This is a genomic window from Streptomyces sp. NPDC002886 (genome assembly GCF_042888445.1).
Taxonomy (GTDB): Bacteria; Actinomycetota; Actinomycetes; order Streptomycetales; family Streptomycetaceae; genus Streptomyces.
Genome location: NZ_JBIAPV010000018.1, coordinates 27,523 through 49,173 on the forward strand (window position 1 = coordinate 27,523; position 21,651 = coordinate 49,173).

Consider the following 21,651-nt stretch of genomic DNA (forward strand, 5'->3'; position numbering starts at 1 on the left):
CGCCCAGGCGGTCAGCGGGCCCGGTGGTGGCCGGGAGCCTCTCGGAGCCTGCGTCAGGGGACGGCGACGGTGAACGGGACGTCCACCGGGTCGTTGGCGTGACTGGTCGTCACGATCGTGATCGTGCGGGTCTGGCCGTTGTCGTTGGTGTTCGTAATGGTGGTGATCATGGTCTGGCTGTTGTTGACCGTGGCGAGCACGGCCGCATCGCGCAGGTTGACGGTGGGGAAGCTGATCCCGGCCCGGCGCCCTTCGCTGCGAATGTGTCCGCGGGCCGCCGCCACATCGGTGGCGGCGGCCCGCACCGTCGTGTGCTCGGTACCGTCGGCTACGGCGCGCTCTCCGGCGGGAGGGTCCGGCGTGGCCCTTTGGGCGGCGTGCGTATCCGGGGCTGTGCGTTGTCGTGGTGCGAGCCGGGCGGTGGGGTGCCGGGGGGCCGGTTATGTGTTGGTGACGGGGAAGACGGCGTCGGCGCCGGTCATCTCCAGGAGCCGCAGGAACTGGGGCTGCGGGTTGCGCAGGCTGATGCGCCGGCCGTGGCCGATCGCGGTGTGGCGAGCGCGGACGAGGACGTTGATGCCGGAGGAGTCACAGAAAGACAGGTCCGCGAGGTCGATGACGATCTCGTCGGGTCCATCGGGCTGGGTGAGCGCCGTGTGCAGGGCCTGATGCAGCATCGGGGCCCGGTCGGCGTCCATCTCCCCTCCGACGTGCACAACGCACCGCGCCTGCCCGTCCTCCCAGACGTCCGGCGCGGTTCTCTCTCGATCTTCCATGCCCTCCATGATGGTGCAGGCTGGGAGGGCCCCTCTTGTGACGGCCCTCGAGGGGCCGGGAATGGTGTGGGGAGCGGGGTGGTCGGTGGGGGCCGGTTGGTGCGAACGGGCGTAGTGGTGGCAGGGGGTGGGCGCCAGTCCCTCAGTGCGTGCGGCGTACCGGGTGAGGGACAGCCTGTCCACGGGTGGCTGCTGTCACGGGGTGACCAGCTTGCTGTCACGGGGTGACCAGCTTGCTGTCAGCAAGCGACTGCGCGCCGGCGAATCAGCTACCACCGGCTCGCACCTTCACGGGTGGGCCGGGTGGGCGGACCTGCCGCTGACCGAGGTGCGATCCGTCTTTGCCATAGGCAGCGAACTGGCATGCCGGATTGAGGCGTGGAGTCGACGGGCGCGGAGCCGTTGCGGGAGCGTCCTCGGCCTGGTGGGGCTGTGTGGGTGACATGCGTTTTAGCCGCACTACATGTGGTTTTAGCCGTTATGGCGATGCCCTGTTTTCGAGTTTTTGTGGCGGTTACACGCTCGTTCGGGATCGGGCACAGCGGCAGCCCAGTAGCTGTTGCGGGCGCCGGTCCCTGAACGGACAGGCTTCATTCCACGGGCCGCGCCCCTGTCGGGCGCGGCTGAGAAAGGCACAACGATGCGTACTCGAATCCTTGCTCTTACCGCCGCTGCTCTCGTGTCGGTTCCGGTCCTGGCCGCCAACGCCTGGGCTGCTCCGACGGATCTGAACGCGCCGTATGCCCGTGCCGCGGCCCGGGTGGGCGGGGACGCAACGCTCCTGGCGACGAAGAACGTGTCGTCGGCGGCGAGGGTCAACGGCCGGCCGGTGGGCTACTACTGCGTCGCGGTGTCCGATGCCACCGTGAACCTGAGTGATGCGGCGGTGCTCGCGACGGTCAACAACAATCGGGCCATGATCACGGCGATTCCGAACAGCAGCTGCAACGGCCAGTCCCGCACGATCACGATCGTGACGACCGACCACGCCAACGCCCCGGTGGATGTCCCGTTCACCGTCGCCGTCCTCTGACGCAGGCCCTCCGGGTGCCCCGGCCGGTACACCGGATCACCGGCCGGGGTCCGGGCGGACGACGCCGCCGGCCCCGGCCGTGTGGCGCAAACGCCGGTAGGGCGCCCCTGGCGGCGCGGTGAAGCAGGCCGCCGTCGGCTGGCTCCATTCGGCGGGTGCGGCGCCGTCGGCGGTGGCGCGCCTACCGGAGGCCGGCGGTCGGGGAGGTTCCCGGGCTGGGGTCGGCTGGGTGTGGTGTTGGTCTTTCAGTGGGAGAGCGGGCGGCTGGCGGCCGTTCGGGAGCGGGAGTGGCTCTCCTGTCGGGCGGTGGCGCGGCAGGGGTAGCGGTCTCTGGATTGTAGGGAGTGGCTGTGGTGGTGCGGGGTGTGGATGTGCTGGTGGTCGGTGCGGGGGTGGTGGGCCGTTCGCTGGCTTTCGCGCTCGCCGAGCGTGAGCCGTCGGTGCGGGTGGTGCTGGCCGGCGACACCGACACCACCCCTGCCGGGGCCGGGGCCGGTAGTGGGGTGGGTGCTTCGGGTGCTGCGGGGGCGATGCTCGGCGCGTTGGGCGAGGTCACCGACCTGGGCATGCGGACCCGGCACGGCCGGCTGCGTATCGACCTCGCGGTCGCGGCCGCACGACGCTGGCCGGCCTGGCGGGACCAGGTCCGCACCGCCGCGGGCAGCAACGCGCCGGCCCGGGACGGGTACGGCTCCGGCACGTTCATGATCCTGAACGCGGTCTCCTCTGCCCTGGACGACGCCTCGTTCACCGCCGTCGCCCAGGCCGCAGCCGACCACAACCTTCCCTGCCACGACACCAGCCCGGCAGACATCCCCGGCTATCGGCCGCTGGACAACGACCGTGCCCTGCGCGCCTGGCACCTGCCCGACGAACAGTTCCTGGACGCCAGGGCCTGGCTCACCACCCTGGACGCCGCCCTCGCCAACCTGCCCCACGTGACCCGCACCCCAACCGGAACGCTCACCGCGGCCCCTGGCGGCGGCTACCTTCTCACCACCCCGGCGGGCGTCTTCCGGGCCCCGCGCGCGGTGGTCGCGGCCGGCGCCTGGACCACTCCGATCCTGGAAGCTCTCGACCCTGATCTGCCGGTCGTTCCCGTCCTGGCGGCGGCCGGTACCGCGGTGACCGTCACGGGCACCGGCCCGCGGCCCGCCGTAATCCGCACCCCCAACCGGGCCTACGCGTGCGGGCTGCACGCCGTTCCCCAGGCCGACGGCTCCCTCTACCTCGGCGCCAGCGCACACCCCTCTCTCACCCCCACCACCGGACCCACGGCCGGAGCACTGCGCTTCCTTCTCGACGCGGCGCTGTCCCAGCTCGACCACCGCCTCACCGGCGCCGGCACCGCCCGTATCCATCACGGGAACCGGCCCCTGGCGCTGGACGGCCAGCCCGTCATCGGCCCCACCCCGCGCGAGGGCCTGTGGGTGGCATCCGGGACGCACCGCGACGGCCTGCACGCCTCCCCGCTGATCGCCGCCCTCCTCGCCGACGCCCTCCTCACACCCGGCAGCCCGCCCGGCCGGCTGCCGCACCCGCTGGCCGCGTTCACGCCGTGCCGCGAGCTGATCGCCGACCTCACCGCGAAGGAGGCGGCCGCCGAGGCCGCCGCCCATCACGCGGCCCTGGCCGCGGAGGCCCGGATGCGGCCCCCGCTGACCGGCCCCTGGCCCGAGGCCCTCGCCGACGCCTACGCCGCCCGGATGGAAACCGCGTACGCGGCCATGCCCGACGGCTACATCCCACCCCCCGACCTGGCACCCCTCGCCTACGAGGAGACCGGCCCGGCCCTCGCGGAACTCGCCGCCGCCCACCTGGCACGCCACGACCGAGCCCAAGCCCTGTAGAGCGCCAAGCGGGTTGTGCCCGCGCCCGGATCGCACCCACCCTGACGGCGCGGTCACGTTCCGGGGGCCCTTGCGAATAGGTCGCTGCAACCCGGAGATCGGCGCGTTCGCGCCACCGGCTGAGGAGGTCGCCGCTGCCATGGTGCACGCCGCGGGCTATGCCGGACACGGCGACGAGCAGGCCCACGAGTGGATCGCCGTGCAGCGCGCGGACGACCACATCCTGAAGGTCCGCCGCCCTGCACCGGCATCCCCGGCGTCGGCCCTGGTGGACCCGGGGTGTGTCGCGGAGATCTCCCCCGGGATGTGGCCGTCTCGCCCAGCTTCACGGTCAGAATGCCGCGCTGATGGGCGAGGTTCGCCGCGACCAGGTCTTGTCAGCTCGGGTCGGTGGCCGGCTTCTGCTCAGCGGCCGGGTTGCCGGCCTTCTCGGGCCAGTCGCAGACCAGCAGGTCCGGGTTGAAGTGCAGGATGCTCGGACAGTCCTTGACGTACCCCACGCCGTGCGAGCAGTGAATGAACTTGCCTGGGTCGCTCGGGTGGGGAAGGAGGTCCCCTTCCTTCCTGCACTGCGGATCGGCAGCGGTCGGGGAGACACTGACGGGCTGCGCCGAGGCGCCGTACGCGGGCAGGCACAGCGCACCAGCTGCAAGGAGGGCGGACGCCGCCAGCCGGGAAACCTTGATCATTTCAGTCCTTCATCGGGGAATTGAGTAGGGAGCGCGCCTCTGCCTCAGGCCATAGCGAGCGGGCGGGCGGCAGCGGGCGCCCCCTTCCTGAACGCCCCCGTCGCCGACTGGTGACGGCCGCCTGGAGAGTTGTCCTGAAGAAGCGGTGGCCCGATAGCAACCGCAAGGGCCGCCACTTTCCCCCGGGGCGGTCGTCGCAGGCGCCCGGCAGAAGGAGACGGACGTCTGCGGCTGCCGCGGCTCACTGGCCGCTCAGCTGCTGGGTCGGGGCCCTTCACTCGATGAGTGCATGCGTTCTGGCGTGGGCGTAGGGGGCAGCGTTGCCGAGCACATGCGCAGAAGGAAAGTCCGATGATCAAGGAGTGACCATGAACGAGCGTCGGCCCGCCGTCACCCTCTACAGCGGGGTCAACTACAGCGGCAAGAGCTACGAACTGAAACTCGACCGCGACACCTCGCTGGAGGAGACGGGCCTGGACAAGATCGCCTCCGTCAAGGTTCCCGCGGATCTCCAGGTTCGGCTCTTCGTCCCCTCTGAGTGGTCGTTAAGTCCGACTTCTCTTCGTTCGTGATCGCTCGATCGTGGTACTGATCGCGGTCCGGGCTCCTCGATGGGCATGTCCATGTTGAGATGCGGGGCGTGATGAGAGAGCCGTATCTCAGCGATTTGTCGGATGGGCAGTGGGCGTTGATCGAGCCGATGATCACGGCCTGGAAGCAGGGCCGGGTGGCTCGGTCGGCGACCGGGGATCCCGGGTCCTGTGACCTGAGGGAGGTGGTGAACGCGATCTTCTATCAGAACCGGACGGGCTGTCAGTGGCGCATGCTGCCCCATGACTTACCGGCCTGGTCGGCGGTGTTCTACTACTTCAGGTTGTGGCGCGAGGACGGGCTTGACCAGCGGATTCAGGAGATCCTGCGCTGCCAGGTCAGGGAGAGAGCCCGCCGATTAGAGGACCCGTCCCTCGTGATCATCGACACCCAGTCCGTCCGCGCCGCGGCGGGTGTCCCCAGGACCACGACGGGGGCTGGACGCGAACAAGAAGGTCTCGGGACGCAAGCGGGGACTGGCCGTCGACGTGCTGGGGCTGATCATCGGCGTTGTCGTCATGGCTGCCTCGGCGCACGACAACACCGCCGGCATCGCCCTGCTCGACCAGGCCGCCGAGCGATGCGGAATGCGCCTGGAGAAGGCCCTGGTCGACCAAGGCAAGGAAGCGGTCATCGTTCACGGCGCACTGCTTGACATCGACGTCGAGGTCGTCCGCCGCAACCCCGCCGACCAGGGGAAAGGGTTCGTCCCGCAGCCCAAGCGGTGGGTGGTCGAGCAGACGAACGGCACGCTGATGCTCCACCGGCGCCTGACCCGTGAGTACGACCACCGGCCCGACACTTCCGCCTCCCGCGTCTACTGGGCCTCCACCGCGAACATGGCCCGCCGCCTCACCACGCCCACGCCGGCCTGGCGCGACACCGTCGGACTGGCCGCGTGAACATCACCGAACTCCTGGTGGACCTTCACATCCGGGAGAACGAGGCCACGGCCCGGGCGGACGAACTTCGCCATCAGATCGCGCACCTCACTGCCACCCTCACCGAAACCGAGGCGCGTCTTGCGGACTTCGCCACCACCCGCAAGATCATCACCGAACTCGCACCTACCGGCATCAAACCCGATCTGCCCGAGTCGAGTACCGCCTACCAGGCCATCGTCGACGCCTTCAACCAGCACCCCGACCAGGCGTTCCGGGCCCGCGAGCTGCACGAACTCCTCGACATGCCCACCGACGAAGCATCAGTGAACATCACCCGCAGCCGCCTCGGACGACTCACCCGCCAAGGCTTCCTCACCCAACCCGGACGAGGCCGCTACCAGAAACGGACTTAACGCCCTCTGAGAAGTTCTCGAAGGGCAAGTACGACTTCACCGCGGACACTCCCGACACCGGCGAGGCCAGCGCAGCTAACTGGGCGCTGGCCAGGGAAATCTATGACGGTCCGTCGTTCGGCGCATCGCAGGGCGATATGGGCGCGGCGCGGCGGGCCTAGCCGACCAGGGTTCTGCGGGCGGTACAGGCGTCGCAGGCGCTGGCGATGGGCTCGTTGGCGATCATCCAGCGGGCCTCGTCCGTGGTGAGGGTGCCGCCGGTATTGCCAGCGATCGCCTCACAGGCAGGCTGATGGAGCCGGATCTTGAGATCGGCCCCCGCCTGTACCCGTTCCCCAAGCCACCGCCCGGAGTCCGCGGCGGCGGCCGGGGTGTGCTCCGGCGGTATGGGCACGGCGAGAGGGGTCGTGGGTGGCAGGCGGTGCAGCTTGGGGACACCTTCGTACGACGTCCCGGGTACAGGACGCACGCGGTCGGCGGGGACGTCGAGTTCGACCATGTCCGCGCTGATGTCCTGCCCGGTACTGGCGGTCCGGCTCGACGAGGCGCGCAGGGCGACCGTGTAGACCCACCGGCCGGCATCGGTCTGCCACCGGCGTACGAGCCGGCCAGCCACCTCGCCATCCGGCAGCAGGACGCGGACAGGCGGGAGCCGGGCGGGCGGCCGGCCTCGGGCGTGCCCGGTCATGGGCGGGTACGGGCGAGACGCTCGTCGCGCTCGTGCTAGCAGGCCTTGCAGAGCGGGTTCTCTGGGGGACAAGTGGTGGTGCGGCGCAGTCCGGCACGAGAAGGTGCAGCTCAGCGGCCACTCGGAGGACGATAGCGTGCGCAACAGGTGTGGCCATCGCCTGATCGAGCGATAGGCGATCGTTGGCGCCGTTCACGGAACGAAGGCGCCGCTCTCTCACCGGCGGGGCTGGGGCCTTTCTGATGGTGAGGTTGCGTCAGTCAGTACGCACGGCGGCCTCGATCTTGACCGCTTCGATGGGGACGTCCTGGTGGTGGCCCTTGGTGCCGGTCTTGACGCTCGCGATCTTGTCGATGACCTCCAAGCCCCCGGTGACCCTCCCGAAGACGGTGTAGCCGGCAGTCTCGCCCGGGTTGAGGAAGTCGTTGTCGCTCAGGTTGATGAAGAACTGGGCGGAGGCCGAGTCCGGGTTTTCGGTGCGGGCCATCGCCACCGTCCCGCGCGTGTTGAGCAGGCCGTTGCTCGCCTCGTTCTTGATCGTTCCCTGGGTGGACTTCTGGTCCATGTCCTCCGTGAAGCCGCCGCCCTGGATCATGAAGCCGGGGATGGCGCGGTGGAAGATCGTGCTGTCGTAGTGCCCGGACTCGACATACTCAAGGAAGTTCTTCACGGTGATGGGGGCCTTCTCGGCGTCGAGTTCGATCTGGATCACGCCGCAGCGAGTGTGCAGCTCGACGTGCGAGGTCTTGTCGCTCATGGTCTCTCCGCTCAGGTTGAAGGTCGGCTGGACCCTACTGCGGGTGCGGCGCTCTTGCCGCCCTCGCCGATGTCGCTCGCCTCGGAGTAGCCGTTCCGGCCGGGCTTCCGCGTGTACGGCCAGATCGCAGCTTGTCCGTCAGGGTTGCGGCTCGCGCCCCGGGTTGCGGGGCGGGGTCAGAGGCGTTTGAAGGTCCGCCTGGCAGTGACGCCGTCCGCTTCACACAACTCGTCCATGCCGGTGTCGGTGAACGTCCGGGTGACGGTGGCGGTGGAGTTGCCCAGGTGGAGTTCCTGAATCAGCTGGTCGCCGTCCTGACTGATCGTGCTGGGGCAGGAGAACCCCTCCACGTCCTCGGTGAACCTCTCGCCCAGCCTGAAGGTGACTACACCCTTCCTGACACTGGTGAGAGTGTTCTTGCGCCAGCGGCCGTCACCCTCGGGAAAAATCTCCACCGTGGGCGTGGCCTTCAAGGCCATGTTCCGCATGATGTGCCCGACCCCCACCGCCTTGAGATACGCCTCATAGTTGTCCGCGCTGGTCATCTCGAACCTGCCCGAAGTGTCGTTCACGCTCGTCCTCCGCTCCGTGGAAAATTCTGGTCGCCAGGATGCGCCCCGGCTCCCCGCCGGGCCTGGGCCTACCGTCGCGTCTTGGGGGAAACCATCCGGGTGCCGGACCAGTGCGGGGCGACGCTGAGGGAGGTGGCCCGCGCGAGTCCGGCACTCGTCGCAGCTTCACTGATGTCGCCCGGGTCGACGTAGCCGTCCCGTCCGGACTTCGGGGTGCACAGCCAGATCGCGCCGCTGTCCTCCAGACCCTGGACAGCGCCGCTCAGGGCGTCGATGAGGTCGCCGTCGTCCTCGCGGAACCACAGCACGACCACGTCGGCCAGATCGGCATGGTCTTCGCCCACCAACTCGCTGCCGGTGACCTCCTCGATGCCGGCCCGCAGGTCCTGGTCCACGTCCTCGGCGGAGCCGAGCTCCTGGACCACCTGACCGGGCTGGATCCCCATCCGGGCCGCCGGACCCGCCTGTTCTTCCGTCGTCGTCATCGCAACTCCTCCAGTGCGCCCAGACACGCCAACCGTGCCCGTTGGTAGTCACTCGGATACCCAGAGCGATGATTGTGAATCACCCCCGTCGCACCCACCCCGCTGACCGCCTCAAAACCCAGGCGGTCAGCGGGCCCATCAGCGGCCGGAGCGTCTCTCGGGCCTGCGTCAGAGGGACCACGCGTTGGCGATGACGCTGGTGGCCTTGCTGGAGCAGGCCACCGCGCACTCTCGGCCAAAGATCGAACCCGATAACTTTGTGTAGTTTATCGGTTACTCAGAGACGCAATACTGGTGGCATGACCAAGTTCCTGAACGGCAACTTCACGATCATCAACACGGAGACGGGCCGGGCTGTGCGCGCACGCCTGGGCAAGTCGGTGGACGTCAGCGACCACCGGCTCGGCACCAAGTACCTCCAGAGCGTTACCGACAAGCCCACCCTCCATCTGGGCGAGGCTGACAACAGCCCTGCCACCGCCTGGTGGCACGAGACGGCCAACGACGGCGCGGAGCGGCTCCCGTTCAACCAGATCGTCAGTCACGCGGTCGGCGAGTACCAGAACATCGGCAACTACTGCGTGTGGCTGCACACCGATGCCCTCGCCGAGGCAGACGACGCGCGCCGGGCTCGGGTCCTGTACGAGGACCGGCTGGACAACATGCCGAAGACGACCCGGGACAAGCTGGATGCGCTGACCCCTCCGGAGTACTGGGCCCATCGGGTCAAGAAGCGCGCCCGGGAGCTGGAGACCCTGGAATCGCGCGGCGGGCTGTACACGCAGGCACGGCTGGACGCGGAGAAGCAGGCTTGGGCGGAGGATGAGGACCCGCCCCTGCCGCGCAAGCTCGCCCGCTACCTGGAGATCCAGAGGATGCTCATGGGCGACGAACCTTGCGCAACGTCCCAGCGGGACGCCAAGCTGCTGGAAGAGTTCGCAGCCGAGCCCCGGGCCGCCCGAGTCATGGCCCGCGCCGAGAAGCTCGTGGACCCGCTGATGCAGAGCAGGAAGCAGGCTCTGCAGGAATCCGGGCGCACGCTGGACGACGTCGTGCGCTGGAACGACCTGTGCGGCTTCGTCGCCTTCGAGGGGGAGAGCGGCGTCATGTTGACGAACACCAACTACCGCACCAGTGAAGACAAGAAGATTTCCGCCGCGGCAACCAGCTACATCAAGGCAGCGGCCAAGGAAGGCATCACGAAGGCCGGCGGCGCCTCCAGCGCCCGCACCGCCATGGACGGCTCCGGCGCCAGCCGCGACAAGGGCAGCACCTACGCATGGGCCTACGACGGTACCTACATCTACGGCGCCGACAGCAGGACCGTGCCCTCCGAGCGGACCTACTGGACCGACGAGAACGGCTACCTGGTTGGCAGGAACAAGGGCGGAGCGGGCCAGAAATGGAAGCTTGCCCCCTGGACCCCCACCCCCCAGCCCACCGACGGCCTCGCCCTGGTACGCACCGGCCTCCTCGGACCACTCGGATTCTTCATCAACCTCTGACCCCAGGCTCCGGGGCCCGGTATGCCTGGCGGACCTGGCCGCGGCTGCCGTGGCAGATCACACGGGCGAGCCGGTAGAGGGACTCCTGCACGGTGAGGTGGTGGTTCAGGCCCTCCGGCTCGATGGTGTCGGGGGCCTGGTCGGTCTCGGCGTCGGGGACGGATAGCCCCGACGCCGGACGTCACCGGCGTAAGGGACTTGGTACCGCTGTGGCGATGACGGGGAACCGCCGCGGGGCTATCCGCACTGGCGGCGGTTGATTCTTTGCGACCTTCTTCGCGTGGATCGCACCGCGCTCCTCCACCGGCAGGTACTCCACCCGGTCGCCCTCGGCGGGTTCGGCGTCCGGCACGGTGTCGGAGAAGACGAACATCACGGCGTCCTCGGGCGCCTCGTCCTGGATGATCCCGAACTTGCCTTCACCGTCTGCACCACGCCAGTCCGCATCCGAGCTCGGCGTCGGCGGGCCACATCGGCGACCGGCTCCCTCAGCCGGTGCACGGGACGAAGCCGGTAGAACAGGCCCCCGTCCTCGCCCGTCGCCTCTGCCGGCAGATCGCGGCTGTCGGCGAGCTCATAGATCTGCCCCAGGACCCCGCGCGGCGCCTCACCCGCGGACACCGCGTACGACAGCAGACCCCGCACGGCGACCAGTACCCGGTTGATCCGCCGCTCGCACCGAACTGGGTCCGCCCCCGGTCCGGATCGCACCACCACGGCAACCCCGTCCCGGGGAGCCGGCGTGTACTTCAGCCAGACCATGAACAGGCCCAGGTCCCGGCCCGCGCTCGGCCACGGTCGGCTCGTTGCCCGGCACCACCGCAGGTACAGCGCGAGGCTTCCGGCGTACGCCTTCGTCGTCAGTTCGGCTCGGTCACGTCCGAACCGAAGGTTCCGCAGCCAGTGATCAGCTACGGGGACGATCTCCAGATCGTCATCAATGACCGTCCAGTACTTCTGCCCGGACGGCATCACCACGGGGAACGCCCGCATCAGCAACTCCTGCATCGAGTCGTGCAACAACCCGCCGCAGAGCCACAACCCCCGAGAACGAGTCCCAGGAGGTCAACGAACCCACCTCACACCACGTCACAACACAGCTGATCCACCCCGAGAGAAAGCGGGTTCCCGCCCTCTCCGTAACGGCATGTGGGGGCGTGGCTTCTCTGCACTAGTCAAGGCGAGCCGATCTGAACGGCATCAGTCGTAGCTGGCGTGCACCAACGGGTGGGCAGGGGTCACCAGTCGCGGCTGGAGTTCGCGCCTTCGATCAGCGCTGCGCGAGCGGCGGTCAGGTTGCGCCCGGCAGCTGTCTGCGCTTCGTCCGCCAAGAAGTCCAGAGCGTCGAACAGCTCCTCGCGTTCCACGGTCTCGATGAAGGGCGTGCGGCTGTCCAGCGCGTTGAAGGCGGCTCCGAAGGTGCGCCCGATCTCCACGATGTTGCCGTGGCCTTCGCCGCCGGTGACCTCGGCGAGGAAGGCGTCCCGGGTGGCCTTGTACTGGGCAACGGCCTTGCGGTACGCGGTGCGGGGTATGTGCTCGCGGCCGTCCCAGTCGCGGAGCGGGTTGGCGGCGTTGGCATCGACCCATTCAGGCTTGCGGGCACCGCGGACGTCGAGCTCTACTCCGTGCCGTACGTGGGGACGCCAGGTCTTGCGCATCGCGGCCGCGTAGTCGGCCGGAATGCCGTACAGCGACACCTCCTCTACTTCCGGGACGTGGCGCGGCAGCAGACAGTCGGATGCGTCCATCCCGAACAGCTCACTGATTGTGAGCGCTTGCAGCCGAGGTAGCTGGTTCAGGGCCGCCGCCGAGGTGAGCGTGCCCAGGTTCCCCGACAGCGACAAGCGGGTCAGATCCGGGAAGGCGGAGACGAGGCGGGCGCAGTCGAGCCGGGTGATCCCGCGAACGGTGAGGTGTTTGACGCCCGCCCGCACGACGCCGCAGGTGTGTTCGGCGGAGAGTTCTTCGGCTGTGCACGTCAGCGCGTACGGGGCATCCCAGTCCTCACGGTCGCCGCTGTCCCAGTGTCGCTGCAGGGTCAGCTGTTCGCCCCGCCCCCATACCGAGGCATAGGAGTATGAGGGTGCGGTCACCAGCGAGGGCAGGGAGCCGATCACCGTGAAGCTTCTCGGGAGGACCCACGATCGGTTGCAGTGGGAGAGCTTTCCGCCCCAGCTGTGGTGAGTGAGCCGGAGCGGCTGCACGTCGCCTAGGTCGGCCACGGTCTCAGGCTTGGGCCCGGACCAGTCCAGTTCGAGAACCGCAGCGCACTTCTGGGCGACGTCGATACCGGTGACCTGCGAGGCGGTCCAGGCACCGAGCGCCTCGGAGTACACCGCGACGACGTCGCCGACGGCGACCGGCCTCGGTGGTTGGTCTCGTCTCATGCCCGGATGCTAGCTGGCTGCGTTCGAGCCCCTGCGTCCGAGGGACGGTCTTGGTGGTCATGGGCGGTTGCGGTCAGCCACGTCGATCCGCAGCCGCGAGTAGAGATTGCGCCTTCGGATCGACGAGCTTCAGGCTCTCACTCGGGCCGGCGGGTGGTCGGGATGCCGAGGGCGATGGGTGCCCGTTGGGCGGTTCGGGCGGCGTCGGCCTGCTTGGTGCGGACGAAGGTCAAGGTCATGTCGATGCCTTCGATCTCGCCAAGCCACTGCTCGTCCTCGGCGCGTTTGCGGCGGAGGATCAGATCCTTCTCGATCTCCGTGAGCCGCGGCAGCATCTTCGGGTTGACCCGCAGCATGGGGCATCGGATGCAGGCGTGTTCATGCTGGCAGGGTGATCCGTAGGGGCGAGCGCAGTTGCCGAGTTCGACCTTGCGCTTGTCGAAGTGCTCCTCGAACTCCGCCCACTCCTCCGGCGTGACGTCGAGGTACTCGCCCTCGGGCCGTACGGCTCGGCGGTGGTTCAGGAACTGCTGGTAGTGCTGGACGATGTCCTCGGCGAAGACCGCCACGTAGCCCTGGGTGGTCTGCAGGTTCAGGTGTCCCAGCAGGGCTGCTCCGATGTGGATAGGCAGGCCGCCGTTGACGATTTCGGTGGCGAAAAGCCTGCGGAAGTCGTGCGGTGTGAACTTCGTGTCGGCGAATGCCGGATTCGTCTGTGCGATCTCGTTGCAGCTCCGCTTCAGCATTCCGTTGACTGTGGCTGTTGCGAGAACGGCGTGAGCTGTTCCGAGCTGACGCTGGAACAAGAAGGGCATGGGGTCCGACCAGAGTCGTTCTTGCGGGTCGTAGCGGCTGACGAGCGGGATTGCCCGCTGGTTGCGGGTCTGGCGGCGGACAACCTGAGCGATGGCGTGGAAGAGATCGGGAGACATCGGGATGACGCGTTCTCGCTCGCCCTTGGAGGGAGCGATCACCAACAGGGCGATGACCTCGCCGTTGGGCCGCTGGTACTGGCGGACGCTGAGGTGCGTGAGCTCGGTCAGCTCCTCGATTCGGATCCCGCTGTGCCGGAGGATTTCGACTGCGGCCCATTCCCAGAAGGCGAGATCTTCGACCTGGTCCAGGCGGATTGTCTTGCCGGTGTCCTGGTCGACGATGCGGATCGTCGGCCCCGCCTCGGTTTTGATCCGCCGGCGGTCTTCCGGTGAGTCGCTGCGGGTGTAGTGCCGGCCGCGGTGGACGAACGCAGTGCCCAGCGGGACGGCTCGGGCGGCCTCAAGGAGACTGCTTAGCTGCTCGTGCCGGGACTCGACGTGCTCGACGAGGACGGGCAGCAGAGGCTGGCGGACTCGGGTGCGGTCGGCCATCCGCCGGTAGATCTCGCGGCGGCGTTTCCCGAAGCCCTTGAGTTCACGGGGCAGGATTGGGCAGGGAGCCACCCATCGGGCCCAGCGCTCGGGTTCGGCAACAGCCCAGGTGTGGAGGTCCATGTAGAGGCCTCGGACCGTCAGCAGCACGGTCGCGACGTCTATGCGGACCTTCGATTTGTCGTTCTGCCAGTACTGGATCTCCGCCCGCCACTGGTCGTAGACCTCCGGGCTCAGGGCAAGGTCGGCCTGGTGCGGGTTGATGCGTTCGATGGTGGCCCAGAAGATGCTGGCGAGCTGGCGGGACAGCCCGTCCAGGGTGGTGTAGTCGGTGTCGGACTTGCGCCGCAGCAGGTAGTCGATCAGGAGCTGGCGGACCTCGGCGTTCTTGATCCCGTAGCGGTCCACGAGCCCCTCGATCGAGTGCTGGCCCTGCGAGAGGGTCTTTCGCAGGGTGGGGGCGGTGCCGTTCGGGAAGTGGCCCATGCCGTGCAGCACCTCCCAGGCGCCGCGGGCCGCATACCGGGTTCTATCCCGGTTGCATGCTCCGTGGGTGAGCCCGAGCCGTTTGTTCTCCACGGAGTAGTGCAGCAGCGCCGCCGGGGTCAGGTGCTCCAGGGCGATGCCCTGAGTTGTCAGTGCGCAGGTGACATCGAACTTGGCCCGGTCCTGATGAACCGTGCTGAGCCGGGGGTGATTGCTGGCTGCTTCGAAGAAGGCGTCCAGCCGGGAGTCTTCCTGAGCGAGACGGAACTGTTCGGCGTAGCCGGGGAACCTGTTCGCGCGGAACCCGGAGAGACAGGGCTGGATGATCCGCATGCAGAAGGCCAGCTTCACGGCAGCTACCAGATTGTTCCGCCGACCAGTTGAGCCGGGCGGGGCCAGTACGTTCACCGGCTGGGCATCCTCGCCTTTGAAGACGCTGGCATCCCATCGGTCCTGCCAGGTGGCTCCGGGCAGGGTCTCCAGATAGCCGAAGAGAGCGCGGATGCCGGACCTTCGCTTCTCGGAGACCGACGGGTTCCTGTCTCGCAGGAGTTCGGTGACCAAGGCGCAAAACTCCTCGATCCCGATCGAGGAGAGGTCCCCGAACGGCGCCGGCGGCAGTTCGGGCCGGGCGGCGGGTTGCGCCTGTAGCAGAGCCCGCTGGAATTGGGTTCCCTCTTGCGGTTCGCTGTAGGTATGGCGGCGATGGCGCGAGGTGTAGATCTCGATCGTTGCGCGACTAGCCACCGAATACCGCCTTAAATCGTCGGGGTCGTAGCCCGGTGCGATCGTCCGCTCGACGCGCGGTTGCGTATAGTGGGTCTGGAGGGCGTCGAAGAGGTCCTCGACCCTGGCGTTGAGGTAGCGGCCGGTGGTCGCCAGGTCGTTGTGCCGCAGGATTACCCGGACCTGGGCGAGCGTGAGGTGCGGATCGTTCGCCATCCGCATCGCGGCGGTATGCCGTAGATCGTGCAGAGTCCAGTTCGTGCCGAGCTTGTCGTTCACCCGCTGGATCACCCGCCGCATCGCCCAGTAGGTCAGTGGCCGGTCCGGACCCCGCCGCGTGCGAAGAATCGGCTGATCGGCTGTCGGCAGCCCGATGTGGTCGAGATAGGCAGCCAGGACGGTCATGGCCTGGGGACTGACCGGGACCGCCTCGCGGTCGTCCCGGCCCTTGGTGATCACCCAGATGAGCTGCTTGGACCAGTCGATGTCTCCCGGAGTGACGCCGAGGAGCTCGCCGGCCCGCGATCCGCTGGAAACGTAGAGCAGAACGGCCGCACGGTCCCGGTCGCAGGTCAGGGCGGCGAAGAACTCGTCCCACATCCCGTCCGGAATCGAGCGCGGATCGGTCTTGGGGACCCGCTGGCGCAGTCGGGCCCGCCGGAACTGCGGGACTTCGCTGTCCGCGGAGCCCGGTGGGCCAGGTCCCGGCGCTGTGCTCTCGACTCCGGTACCGGGTTGATCAGGGGGCCGCGGTTGTAGTGCCGGTGGTAGGCATAGAAGCCGCTGATCACGGTCAGGCAGTGGTTGATCGTGGAAGGCGCGTAGCCGGCCTTGAGGTAGGGCTTGCCGGTGCGCGGGTTGACCGAGCCCGGCTGCGGCGAGTTGGGGTTCCGCCGGCGGCGCTGTGGGTTCGGCGCGGTGCGGAGCCATCCGACCAGCGCGGAGGCGTCTGCTTCGGTCGCACGGGCCCAGTCGATGTCCAGGAACCACAGCAGCCTTCTCTGCACCAAGTCAAGCGGACTGCTCGTCGGATCCTGACCGGTTCGTGGGCTAGAGCCAGTCGCCTGTGTCGCGGTGCCGGCCGAGTTCGACTGCGGAGAACTCGTCGACGTGATTGCCCTTGGCGGCGCCGAGTCGCCGCAGCGCCTGAGAGATCGGAGTGCCGGTCGTCGGCGACGGCTCCCCTTCAGCCAGGTGCAATGGGCCAAGAACTACCTTCCCTGCATCCCAGACCTGCGCGCTCTGGGACCCTTCCCCGCCGAAGTATTCGGCCTCGACGTAGGCCACTGGCCCTGCCTCCGAGCATGCGGTCAGCAAGCGATCAACGCCCGCTGGAGCCTGCCAGGAACCGTCGAGTTTGGGTGCTCCGGCGGCCGTGACCGCATCGAACAGCGCGTCGGTCATCGGCAAGAGCCAGAGGTGCTGGCCGAGAGGAACGATGCACGCCTCCGTGATGGAGCCGGCCAACTTGCGGAGCACGGATTCGGTGGCGATGACCGCCTGCAGGCAATACATCCCCTCATTCTTGCCTGGCCGCCGATCGCAGCGCGATGCCGGGTATGCCGAGGTCGACCGGCGCGACCCTGGCGAGTCGACGGGTCTGGTCCCGCTTCTGGCGCAGGAAGGACAGAGTGAGGTCGATTCCTTCGATCTCACCGAGCCACCCCTCTGCTTCGGCTCGGGCTCGGCGGGCCAGAAGGTCGACTTCGATCTCGTCGAGGCGGGGCAACATCTTCGGGTTAATGTTGATCATGGGGCATCTCAGACAGGCGTGCTCATGCTGGCACGGTGTCGAGTAGGGGCGCGCGCACCCTCCCAACTCGACTTTGCGCTGGTCGAAGTGCTCCTCGAAGCCGAGCCATTCGGGTTCGGTGACCGGCCGGTACTCGTCTGTTGGCCGGGCTTGGCGGCGCCGGTCGAGAAATCCCTGGTAGTGCCGGACGACGTCCTCGTTGAACACGGCGACGTAACCGCGAGTCGTCTGTAGATTCAAGTGTCCGAGCAAGGCTGCTCCGATGTGGATCGGGAGCCCGCTGTTGACCAGTTCCGTGGCCAGGAGCCGGCGAAAGTCGTGCGGGGTGAAGCTGGTGGCAAGGAATCCGGGGTGCTGTTCAGCGAGCTCGACGCAGTGGCGCTTCAGCATGTTCACCACGGTGGTGTCGGACATGACCTCGTGCTTGGTGCCGATCTTGCGTTGGAACAAGAACGGCATGGGCGCGCTGCTCTGCCGTTCCTTCGGGTCGTAGCGGGGCAGCAGCGGGATGGTCCGGCCTCCGTCGGCGTGGCGGCGGACGATGGCCGCGACGACAGCGAACAGCTCGGCGGACATGGGGATGACGCGTTCCCGGTCGCTCTTCGAGGGAGCGACCACGAGCAAGGCGATGACCTCTCCGTTGGGCCGTTGGTACTGCCGGATGCTGAGGTGGGTGAGTTCCAGGGCCTCCTCTATGCGCACGCCCGAGTGCCGAAGCACCTCAACGATCGCCCACTCCCAGAAGGCGGCGTCCTCGGCATGGGTGACGTTGATGTTCTTGCCGCTCTCCAGGTCGAGGACGCGGACGTTCGCAAGCCCTCCGAGCCGGATGCGGCGCTCGTCGACCCGGCTCCACAGACGCTGGTAGGTGCGGCCTTCCAGCGTGACGGTCTGTCCGCCGGGTGTGTCCGCGACCTGAGTGAGGAGGTCACGGAGGTGGCCGTACCGGTTCTCCAGGTGTTCCACGAGGGTGTTCAGCAGCGGTTGCCGTTGCCTGGTGCGGTCGTCCATGCGTTCCTTGACGCGTCGTTTGCGGATCCCGTAGCCGCGAACCTCGGCGTCGGAGACGGGACAGGGTGCCACCCAGATCGCCCACTGTTCGGGTTCCGCCGCCGCCCACGCCTGCAGATCGGCATAGAGGGCGCGGACGGCCCGAAGGATGGGGTCAACGTCGCGCCTCCCTTTGCCGTCCACGCGGACCGCGACCCGCTCACGCCACTGTTGATAGAGCTCGCCGTCGATGCGCAGGTCAATCTGGCGCGGGGCGAGCTGTTCGACGGTCGCCCAGAAGTTGCTGGCCAGGTGACGCGACAGGTTGTCCAACGTCGAGTAGTCCAGCTCGGGTTTGCGTCGTTCCAGGTAGGCGACGAGCAGGTGCCGGACCTCGGTATTGCGGATCTTGTAGCGGTCGACCAGTTCTTCGACCGTCGACCGCCCGTTGAGCAAGGCGGCCTTCAGCGTCGCCGGCCCGTGGGAGGGAAAGTGGTCCATCGTGTGGAGCACCTGCCAGGCAAGGTGTCCGGGGAACCGGCTGCCGGCTCCGCGTGCCCCCAGGACCAGGCCCTGGCGGCGGCACTCCCACGCATAGTGCAGGAAAGCCGCAGGGGTCAGGTCGGCCAGCGCGATGCCCTGCGTGGTGAGGGCGACCGTGACGTCGAACAGCGCGGGCCCATGGTGAACCGGGTTCACCGGAGTGGCCTGCACCTCCGCCCAGAACCTCTCCAGCAGCGGGTCGTTCTGGGCGGTGAGGAAGCGCTGCCCGTAGTAAAGGAAGATGTTCGACCGGAATGCCTCCAACGAGGGCTGGATGATCCGCAGACACATCAAGCAGGCAGCGCCGGTGCCGATCTGGCTCCTCTCCCTGGGCTCCGACCGCAGGACGGAAACAGGGTTCCCACGCTGGTTGAACCCGCTGGCCTCCCACCGCTCCTGCCAGGTCCCGCCCGGAAACTGGCTCAGGTGGTGCAAGAGGTCCCGAGCTCCGCGGCTTCGGTTCCAGCGGTTGTCGGCCGACTTCGTCGGCCAGGTCGTGCGTACGGCCTGCGCGATCTCCTCGATAGAGGCCCTCGTCAGATCGCCTTGAGGGCGCGACGGGACCACAGGGGCTGGGGCAGGGGCGGCGGCCGCGCTGACGAAGCGGCTGACCCCCTTCTTGCTCGGCTGGGTCAGAGTGCTGGGTTCAGCCACCGAACACCGCCTTGATGTCCTCCGGGTCGTACCCGGCGGCGAAGGTGCGCTGGGGGCGGGGCTTGGTGTAGTGCTTCTGGAGCTTGTCGTGCAGGTCCTCCACACGGGCCGTCAGGTAGCGACCGGTGGTGTCGAGGTGTGCGTGCCGCAAGATCGTCTGCACCTCGGCGAGGGTGAGCCGTTCGTCTCCGGCCATCCTGACCGCTGCCGTGTGGCGAGCGTCGTGCAAGGTCCAGTTCGTGCCGAGCTTGTCGTTGGCCCGCTGGAGAATGCGGCGCGTCGCCCAATACGTCAACGGCCGCGGATCCCCGCGGCGGGTGCGCCACACCGGTTGCCCCGAGTCCGGCAGCCCGTCGGTGGCCAGGTAGCTGCCCAGGTAGCGGAAGGCGTTCGGGGAGGCGGGCACGGGCTGCCGGATCCGGGTGCCCTTACTGATCACATATATCAGCTGGCCCGACCAGTCGACGTCGTCCAGACCGACCCCCAGCAGCTCGCTCGCCCTGGCCCCCGAGGAGACGTAGAACTCCAGGAGCGCTCGGTCACGGTCACAGCCCATCCCGGCGAACAACTCATCCCACAAGTGATCGGGGATGGACCGCGGAGCCTGCACCGGCACCTTCTGCCGCAGCCGGCCCCGCCGGAACACCGGCGTCGGCTCCAACGGAGATCGGTGTGCGAGAGCCTCACGACGCCCGCGCGAGGCCGGCACCGGATTGACCACCGGACCAACACCGAACCGCGCGTGAAATGCATAGAACCCGCTGACCACGCTGAGGTTGTGGTTGATCGTGCTCGGCGCATACCCCTCCCGGAGTGACGGCTTGCCGGTCTTCAGATTGACCGACCCTGGAGGTGGAGATGCACCGTTCTGCTTGCGGAGCCGCTGCGGGTTGCGTGCTTCGCGCAGCCAGCCAACCAGCGCCGCGACCTCAGCCTCCGTGGCCTTGTCCCAGGGGATCTGCAGAAACCAGAGCAGCCGGTGCCACCGCAACAGCCCGAACCCATAGCTTCGGCAGGTCAGCGGGCTGACGTCCCCCAGCATCAGATCCCTCAGGTAGGCACTGACCGGCCCGATCTCGCAGCCGTCAGCGTCCACCAGGACGAACGGAAGGTCTCTCGCCGTCCCCGCGGCTACGGCACCCAGTTCGGGAACCGAGGACTTCCCTTCCATCAGGGCACGTCTTACGACCTCCACCACACCACGCTCCTGGAAAGACCAGGCGATCCGCCTGGTTCACGATCGAGACATGGTGCAGTTAACAGGTCGGTGCCAGCGGAGCAGGTCGTGGGCGTAGCTCTTCGCCGTCGCCGGACGGTTGTCGTCCAGGATCAGGCTGCGAAGGTACGGAACGACGTGCGCAACGACGGTGCCGTCAGCGTCCACGATGGCGTACCAGGGGATGGTGTCCAGCTCGATGACCGAACCGACACGGGGCACATCGGCCCGGCCTTCAATCAGCTGGTGGCGCAGGTCTAACAAGAGGCGCCTCCTTCAAGACATGGATCAACTCGCTCCGGAATCGGAGTCACTGGTGCAGTTAACAGGCCATTTCGTGCAGGGTCCGGCCTGGCTGGGAGCCCAGGTGACCACCACCGGGCGCGGGAGGGTGGTGGGGGTCTGCTCGCTCATGCCGCGCTCCGTGCCGTGGGGGTGTGGGTGCGGGCGGTGCGGCGCAGCTCGGCGGCGCCGGTCCGCCACTGGGCGGGCGAGGCCCAGTAAGGGTGGGTGGCGAGGCGGAGGTCCAGGAGGACCAGGGCGCGCCGCAGCGCGGCCGTGCCGGTCCCGGCGGGGGCGTGCGCGAGGGCGGTATAGGTCCGGTCCCGTTCCTGCTGGAGGGCGAGGAGATCGGCGGGAAAGCGGTACGACAGGTTCACCTTCCAACTAAAACATATGTTCGAATACCTGTGCGAGCGTCCGCCACGGTTCAGCGGCCGTACGCGTCCTGGCACAAGGCGGTGATGCTGGGGCTGTTCACGCCGTGTGCGGAGCGGCACAGTGCGGCCATGTCCCCGGCACGCACACCGGGGGCAGGGTGCCCGGAGCGGCGCGGTGCGGGTGTACGGGCGTCGGCCTTCGCGGTGCCCATGGTCTTGGGCTTGCTCCTCACGGTGGGGTGGGCGCCGGTCTTGGGCGGGCTGGCCCTGTGCGGCCGTGCGGGCTGCAGGCGGGCCCGGCGAGGAGCACCAGGGCCGCGCTGCTCAGCGGCTGCGGGAGCCCCGTGGGCGCGGCCGGGCGCACGCTGTGCTGGGTCGGTGCGGGGCTCGGCGGGTTGGGTGCTGGGCAGGGGCGAGAGGGGCAGTGCCGCAGGGTCGGCGGCGCGCTGCTCAGGCCGGGCGAAGCCGGGCCGTTTGTGGTCGGCCGCCCCGCTCGCCGGAGCGGCCGGGACGGCCTGCGGGACTGGGGCATGGGCGGGGTGGACGGTGACGCACCCGGGAGCCGCGAGTAACACGGCGAGGAGCAAGGGCAGGGACCAGCGGCGCATGTGATCACGCTCCCGC

General features: G+C 68.3%; 22 protein-coding genes and 1 pseudogene. 6 read left to right on the plus strand and 17 right to left on the minus strand.

All coding sequences use genetic code 11. From position 1 onward, the window contains the following. Positions 1–53 precede the first annotated feature (53 nt). On the minus strand, positions 54–305 hold the full coding sequence (locus ACFYYB_RS40740; RefSeq protein WP_389443535.1) for a hypothetical protein: 252 nt from the start codon (positions 303–305) through the stop codon (positions 54–56). Between the two features lie 135 nt (positions 306–440). Beyond that, positions 441–776, minus strand: coding sequence for an STAS domain-containing protein (locus tag ACFYYB_RS40745; RefSeq protein WP_389443537.1), 336 nt, complete (start codon positions 774–776; stop codon positions 441–443). A 640-nt stretch (positions 777–1,416) separates the two neighbouring features. On the opposite strand from ACFYYB_RS40745, the gene ACFYYB_RS40750 reads away from it, so the two are divergent. After that, positions 1,417–1,809 (plus strand): hypothetical protein, encoded by a 393-nt coding sequence (locus ACFYYB_RS40750; RefSeq protein WP_389443539.1) that lies wholly within the window; start codon positions 1,417–1,419, stop codon positions 1,807–1,809. 356 nt (positions 1,810–2,165) lie between these two features. Continuing rightward, complete coding sequence (locus ACFYYB_RS40755) at positions 2,166–3,659, plus strand: NAD(P)/FAD-dependent oxidoreductase (protein ID WP_389443541.1); 1,494 nt, start codon at positions 2,166–2,168, stop codon at positions 3,657–3,659. Positions 3,660–4,036: 377 nt separating this feature from the next. Here ACFYYB_RS40755 and ACFYYB_RS40760 read toward each other — a convergent pair whose 3' ends face one another. Further along, complete coding sequence (locus tag ACFYYB_RS40760; protein WP_389443543.1) at positions 4,037–4,348, minus strand: carbohydrate-binding module family 14 protein; 312 nt, start codon at positions 4,346–4,348, stop codon at positions 4,037–4,039. A 362-nt stretch (positions 4,349–4,710) separates the two neighbouring features. Between ACFYYB_RS40760 and ACFYYB_RS40765 the strand changes: the two genes are divergently transcribed. The 3 genes and pseudogenes from ACFYYB_RS40765 (at position 4,711) to ACFYYB_RS40775 (ending at position 6,236) form a co-directional block, all read left to right on the plus strand. Next, complete coding sequence (locus ACFYYB_RS40765) at positions 4,711–4,920, plus strand: hypothetical protein (protein WP_389443545.1); 210 nt, start codon at positions 4,711–4,713, stop codon at positions 4,918–4,920. A gap of 68 nt (positions 4,921–4,988) precedes the next feature. Next, a pseudogene (locus ACFYYB_RS40770) lies at positions 4,989–5,841 on the plus strand (IS5 family transposase). After that, entirely contained in the window at positions 5,838–6,236 is a 399-nt protein-coding gene (locus ACFYYB_RS40775) for a hypothetical protein (RefSeq protein WP_389443547.1), read from the plus strand. Before ACFYYB_RS40770 ends, ACFYYB_RS40775 begins: the two are co-directional and overlap by 4 nt. A 157-nt stretch (positions 6,237–6,393) precedes the next feature. Here the strand turns inward: ACFYYB_RS40775 and ACFYYB_RS40780 are convergent, their stop codons facing one another. From ACFYYB_RS40780 to ACFYYB_RS40795, 4 genes are all read right to left on the minus strand, one after another. Beyond that, entirely contained in the window at positions 6,394–6,852 is a 459-nt protein-coding gene (locus ACFYYB_RS40780) for a hypothetical protein (protein ID WP_389443549.1), read from the minus strand. 328 nt (positions 6,853–7,180) lie between these two features. Continuing rightward, a complete protein-coding gene (locus tag ACFYYB_RS40785; RefSeq protein WP_389443551.1) occupies positions 7,181–7,681 on the minus strand; it encodes a peptidylprolyl isomerase in 501 nt (166 codons plus the stop codon). Positions 7,682–7,857: 176 nt separating this feature from the next. Beyond that, positions 7,858–8,253 carry a lipocalin/fatty-acid binding family protein gene (locus tag ACFYYB_RS40790; RefSeq protein WP_389443553.1) on the minus strand — a complete coding sequence of 132 codons (396 nt, stop codon included), beginning with the start codon at positions 8,251–8,253 and terminating at the stop codon, positions 7,858–7,860. Positions 8,254–8,321: 68 nt separating this feature from the next. Beyond that, the gene (locus ACFYYB_RS40795) at positions 8,322–8,738 is read right to left on the minus strand and encodes a DUF3052 domain-containing protein (protein ID WP_389443555.1); all 417 of its coding nucleotides are present in this window, start codon (positions 8,736–8,738) and stop codon (positions 8,322–8,324) included. A gap of 299 nt (positions 8,739–9,037) precedes the next feature. On the opposite strand from ACFYYB_RS40795, the gene ACFYYB_RS40800 reads away from it, so the two are divergent. Then, entirely contained in the window at positions 9,038–10,243 is a 1,206-nt protein-coding gene (locus ACFYYB_RS40800) for a hypothetical protein (RefSeq protein WP_389443557.1), read from the plus strand. A gap of 372 nt (positions 10,244–10,615) precedes the next feature. Here the strand turns inward: ACFYYB_RS40800 and ACFYYB_RS40805 are convergent, their stop codons facing one another. The 10 genes from ACFYYB_RS40805 to ACFYYB_RS40850 form a co-directional block, all read right to left on the minus strand. After that, positions 10,616–11,251 (minus strand): hypothetical protein, encoded by a 636-nt coding sequence (locus ACFYYB_RS40805; RefSeq protein WP_389443559.1) that lies wholly within the window; start codon positions 11,249–11,251, stop codon positions 10,616–10,618. Positions 11,252–11,481: 230 nt separating this feature from the next. Beyond that, on the minus strand, positions 11,482–12,633 hold the full coding sequence (locus ACFYYB_RS40810) for a hypothetical protein (RefSeq protein WP_389443561.1): 1,152 nt from the start codon (positions 12,631–12,633) through the stop codon (positions 11,482–11,484). Between the two features lie 137 nt (positions 12,634–12,770). Continuing rightward, positions 12,771–15,812, minus strand: coding sequence for a tyrosine-type recombinase/integrase (locus ACFYYB_RS40815; protein WP_389443563.1), 3,042 nt, complete (start codon positions 15,810–15,812; stop codon positions 12,771–12,773). Continuing rightward, positions 15,785–16,219: a hypothetical protein gene (locus tag ACFYYB_RS40820; protein ID WP_389443565.1), complete on the minus strand. Its 435-nt coding sequence runs from the start codon at positions 16,217–16,219 to the stop codon at positions 15,785–15,787. Before ACFYYB_RS40820 ends, ACFYYB_RS40815 begins: the two co-directional genes overlap by 28 nt. Before the next feature lie 43 nt (positions 16,220–16,262). Continuing rightward, the gene (locus tag ACFYYB_RS40825) at positions 16,263–16,727 is read right to left on the minus strand and encodes a hypothetical protein (RefSeq protein WP_389443567.1); all 465 of its coding nucleotides are present in this window, start codon (positions 16,725–16,727) and stop codon (positions 16,263–16,265) included. A gap of 4 nt (positions 16,728–16,731) precedes the next feature. Next, a complete protein-coding gene (locus ACFYYB_RS40830) occupies positions 16,732–19,152 on the minus strand; it encodes a tyrosine-type recombinase/integrase (protein ID WP_389443569.1) in 2,421 nt (806 codons plus the stop codon). Continuing rightward, positions 19,145–20,350, minus strand: coding sequence for a tyrosine-type recombinase/integrase (locus tag ACFYYB_RS40835; RefSeq protein ID WP_389443571.1), 1,206 nt, complete (start codon positions 20,348–20,350; stop codon positions 19,145–19,147). Before ACFYYB_RS40835 ends, ACFYYB_RS40830 begins: the two co-directional genes overlap by 8 nt. 36 nt (positions 20,351–20,386) lie before the next feature. Then, a complete protein-coding gene (locus ACFYYB_RS40840; protein WP_389443573.1) occupies positions 20,387–20,632 on the minus strand; it encodes a hypothetical protein in 246 nt (81 codons plus the stop codon). Between the two features lie 146 nt (positions 20,633–20,778). Beyond that, positions 20,779–21,027 (minus strand): hypothetical protein, encoded by a 249-nt coding sequence (locus tag ACFYYB_RS40845; RefSeq protein ID WP_389443575.1) that lies wholly within the window; start codon positions 21,025–21,027, stop codon positions 20,779–20,781. A gap of 50 nt (positions 21,028–21,077) precedes the next feature. After that, the gene (locus ACFYYB_RS40850) at positions 21,078–21,239 is read right to left on the minus strand and encodes a hypothetical protein (RefSeq protein WP_389443577.1); all 162 of its coding nucleotides are present in this window, start codon (positions 21,237–21,239) and stop codon (positions 21,078–21,080) included. Positions 21,240–21,651: the final 412 nt, after the last annotated feature.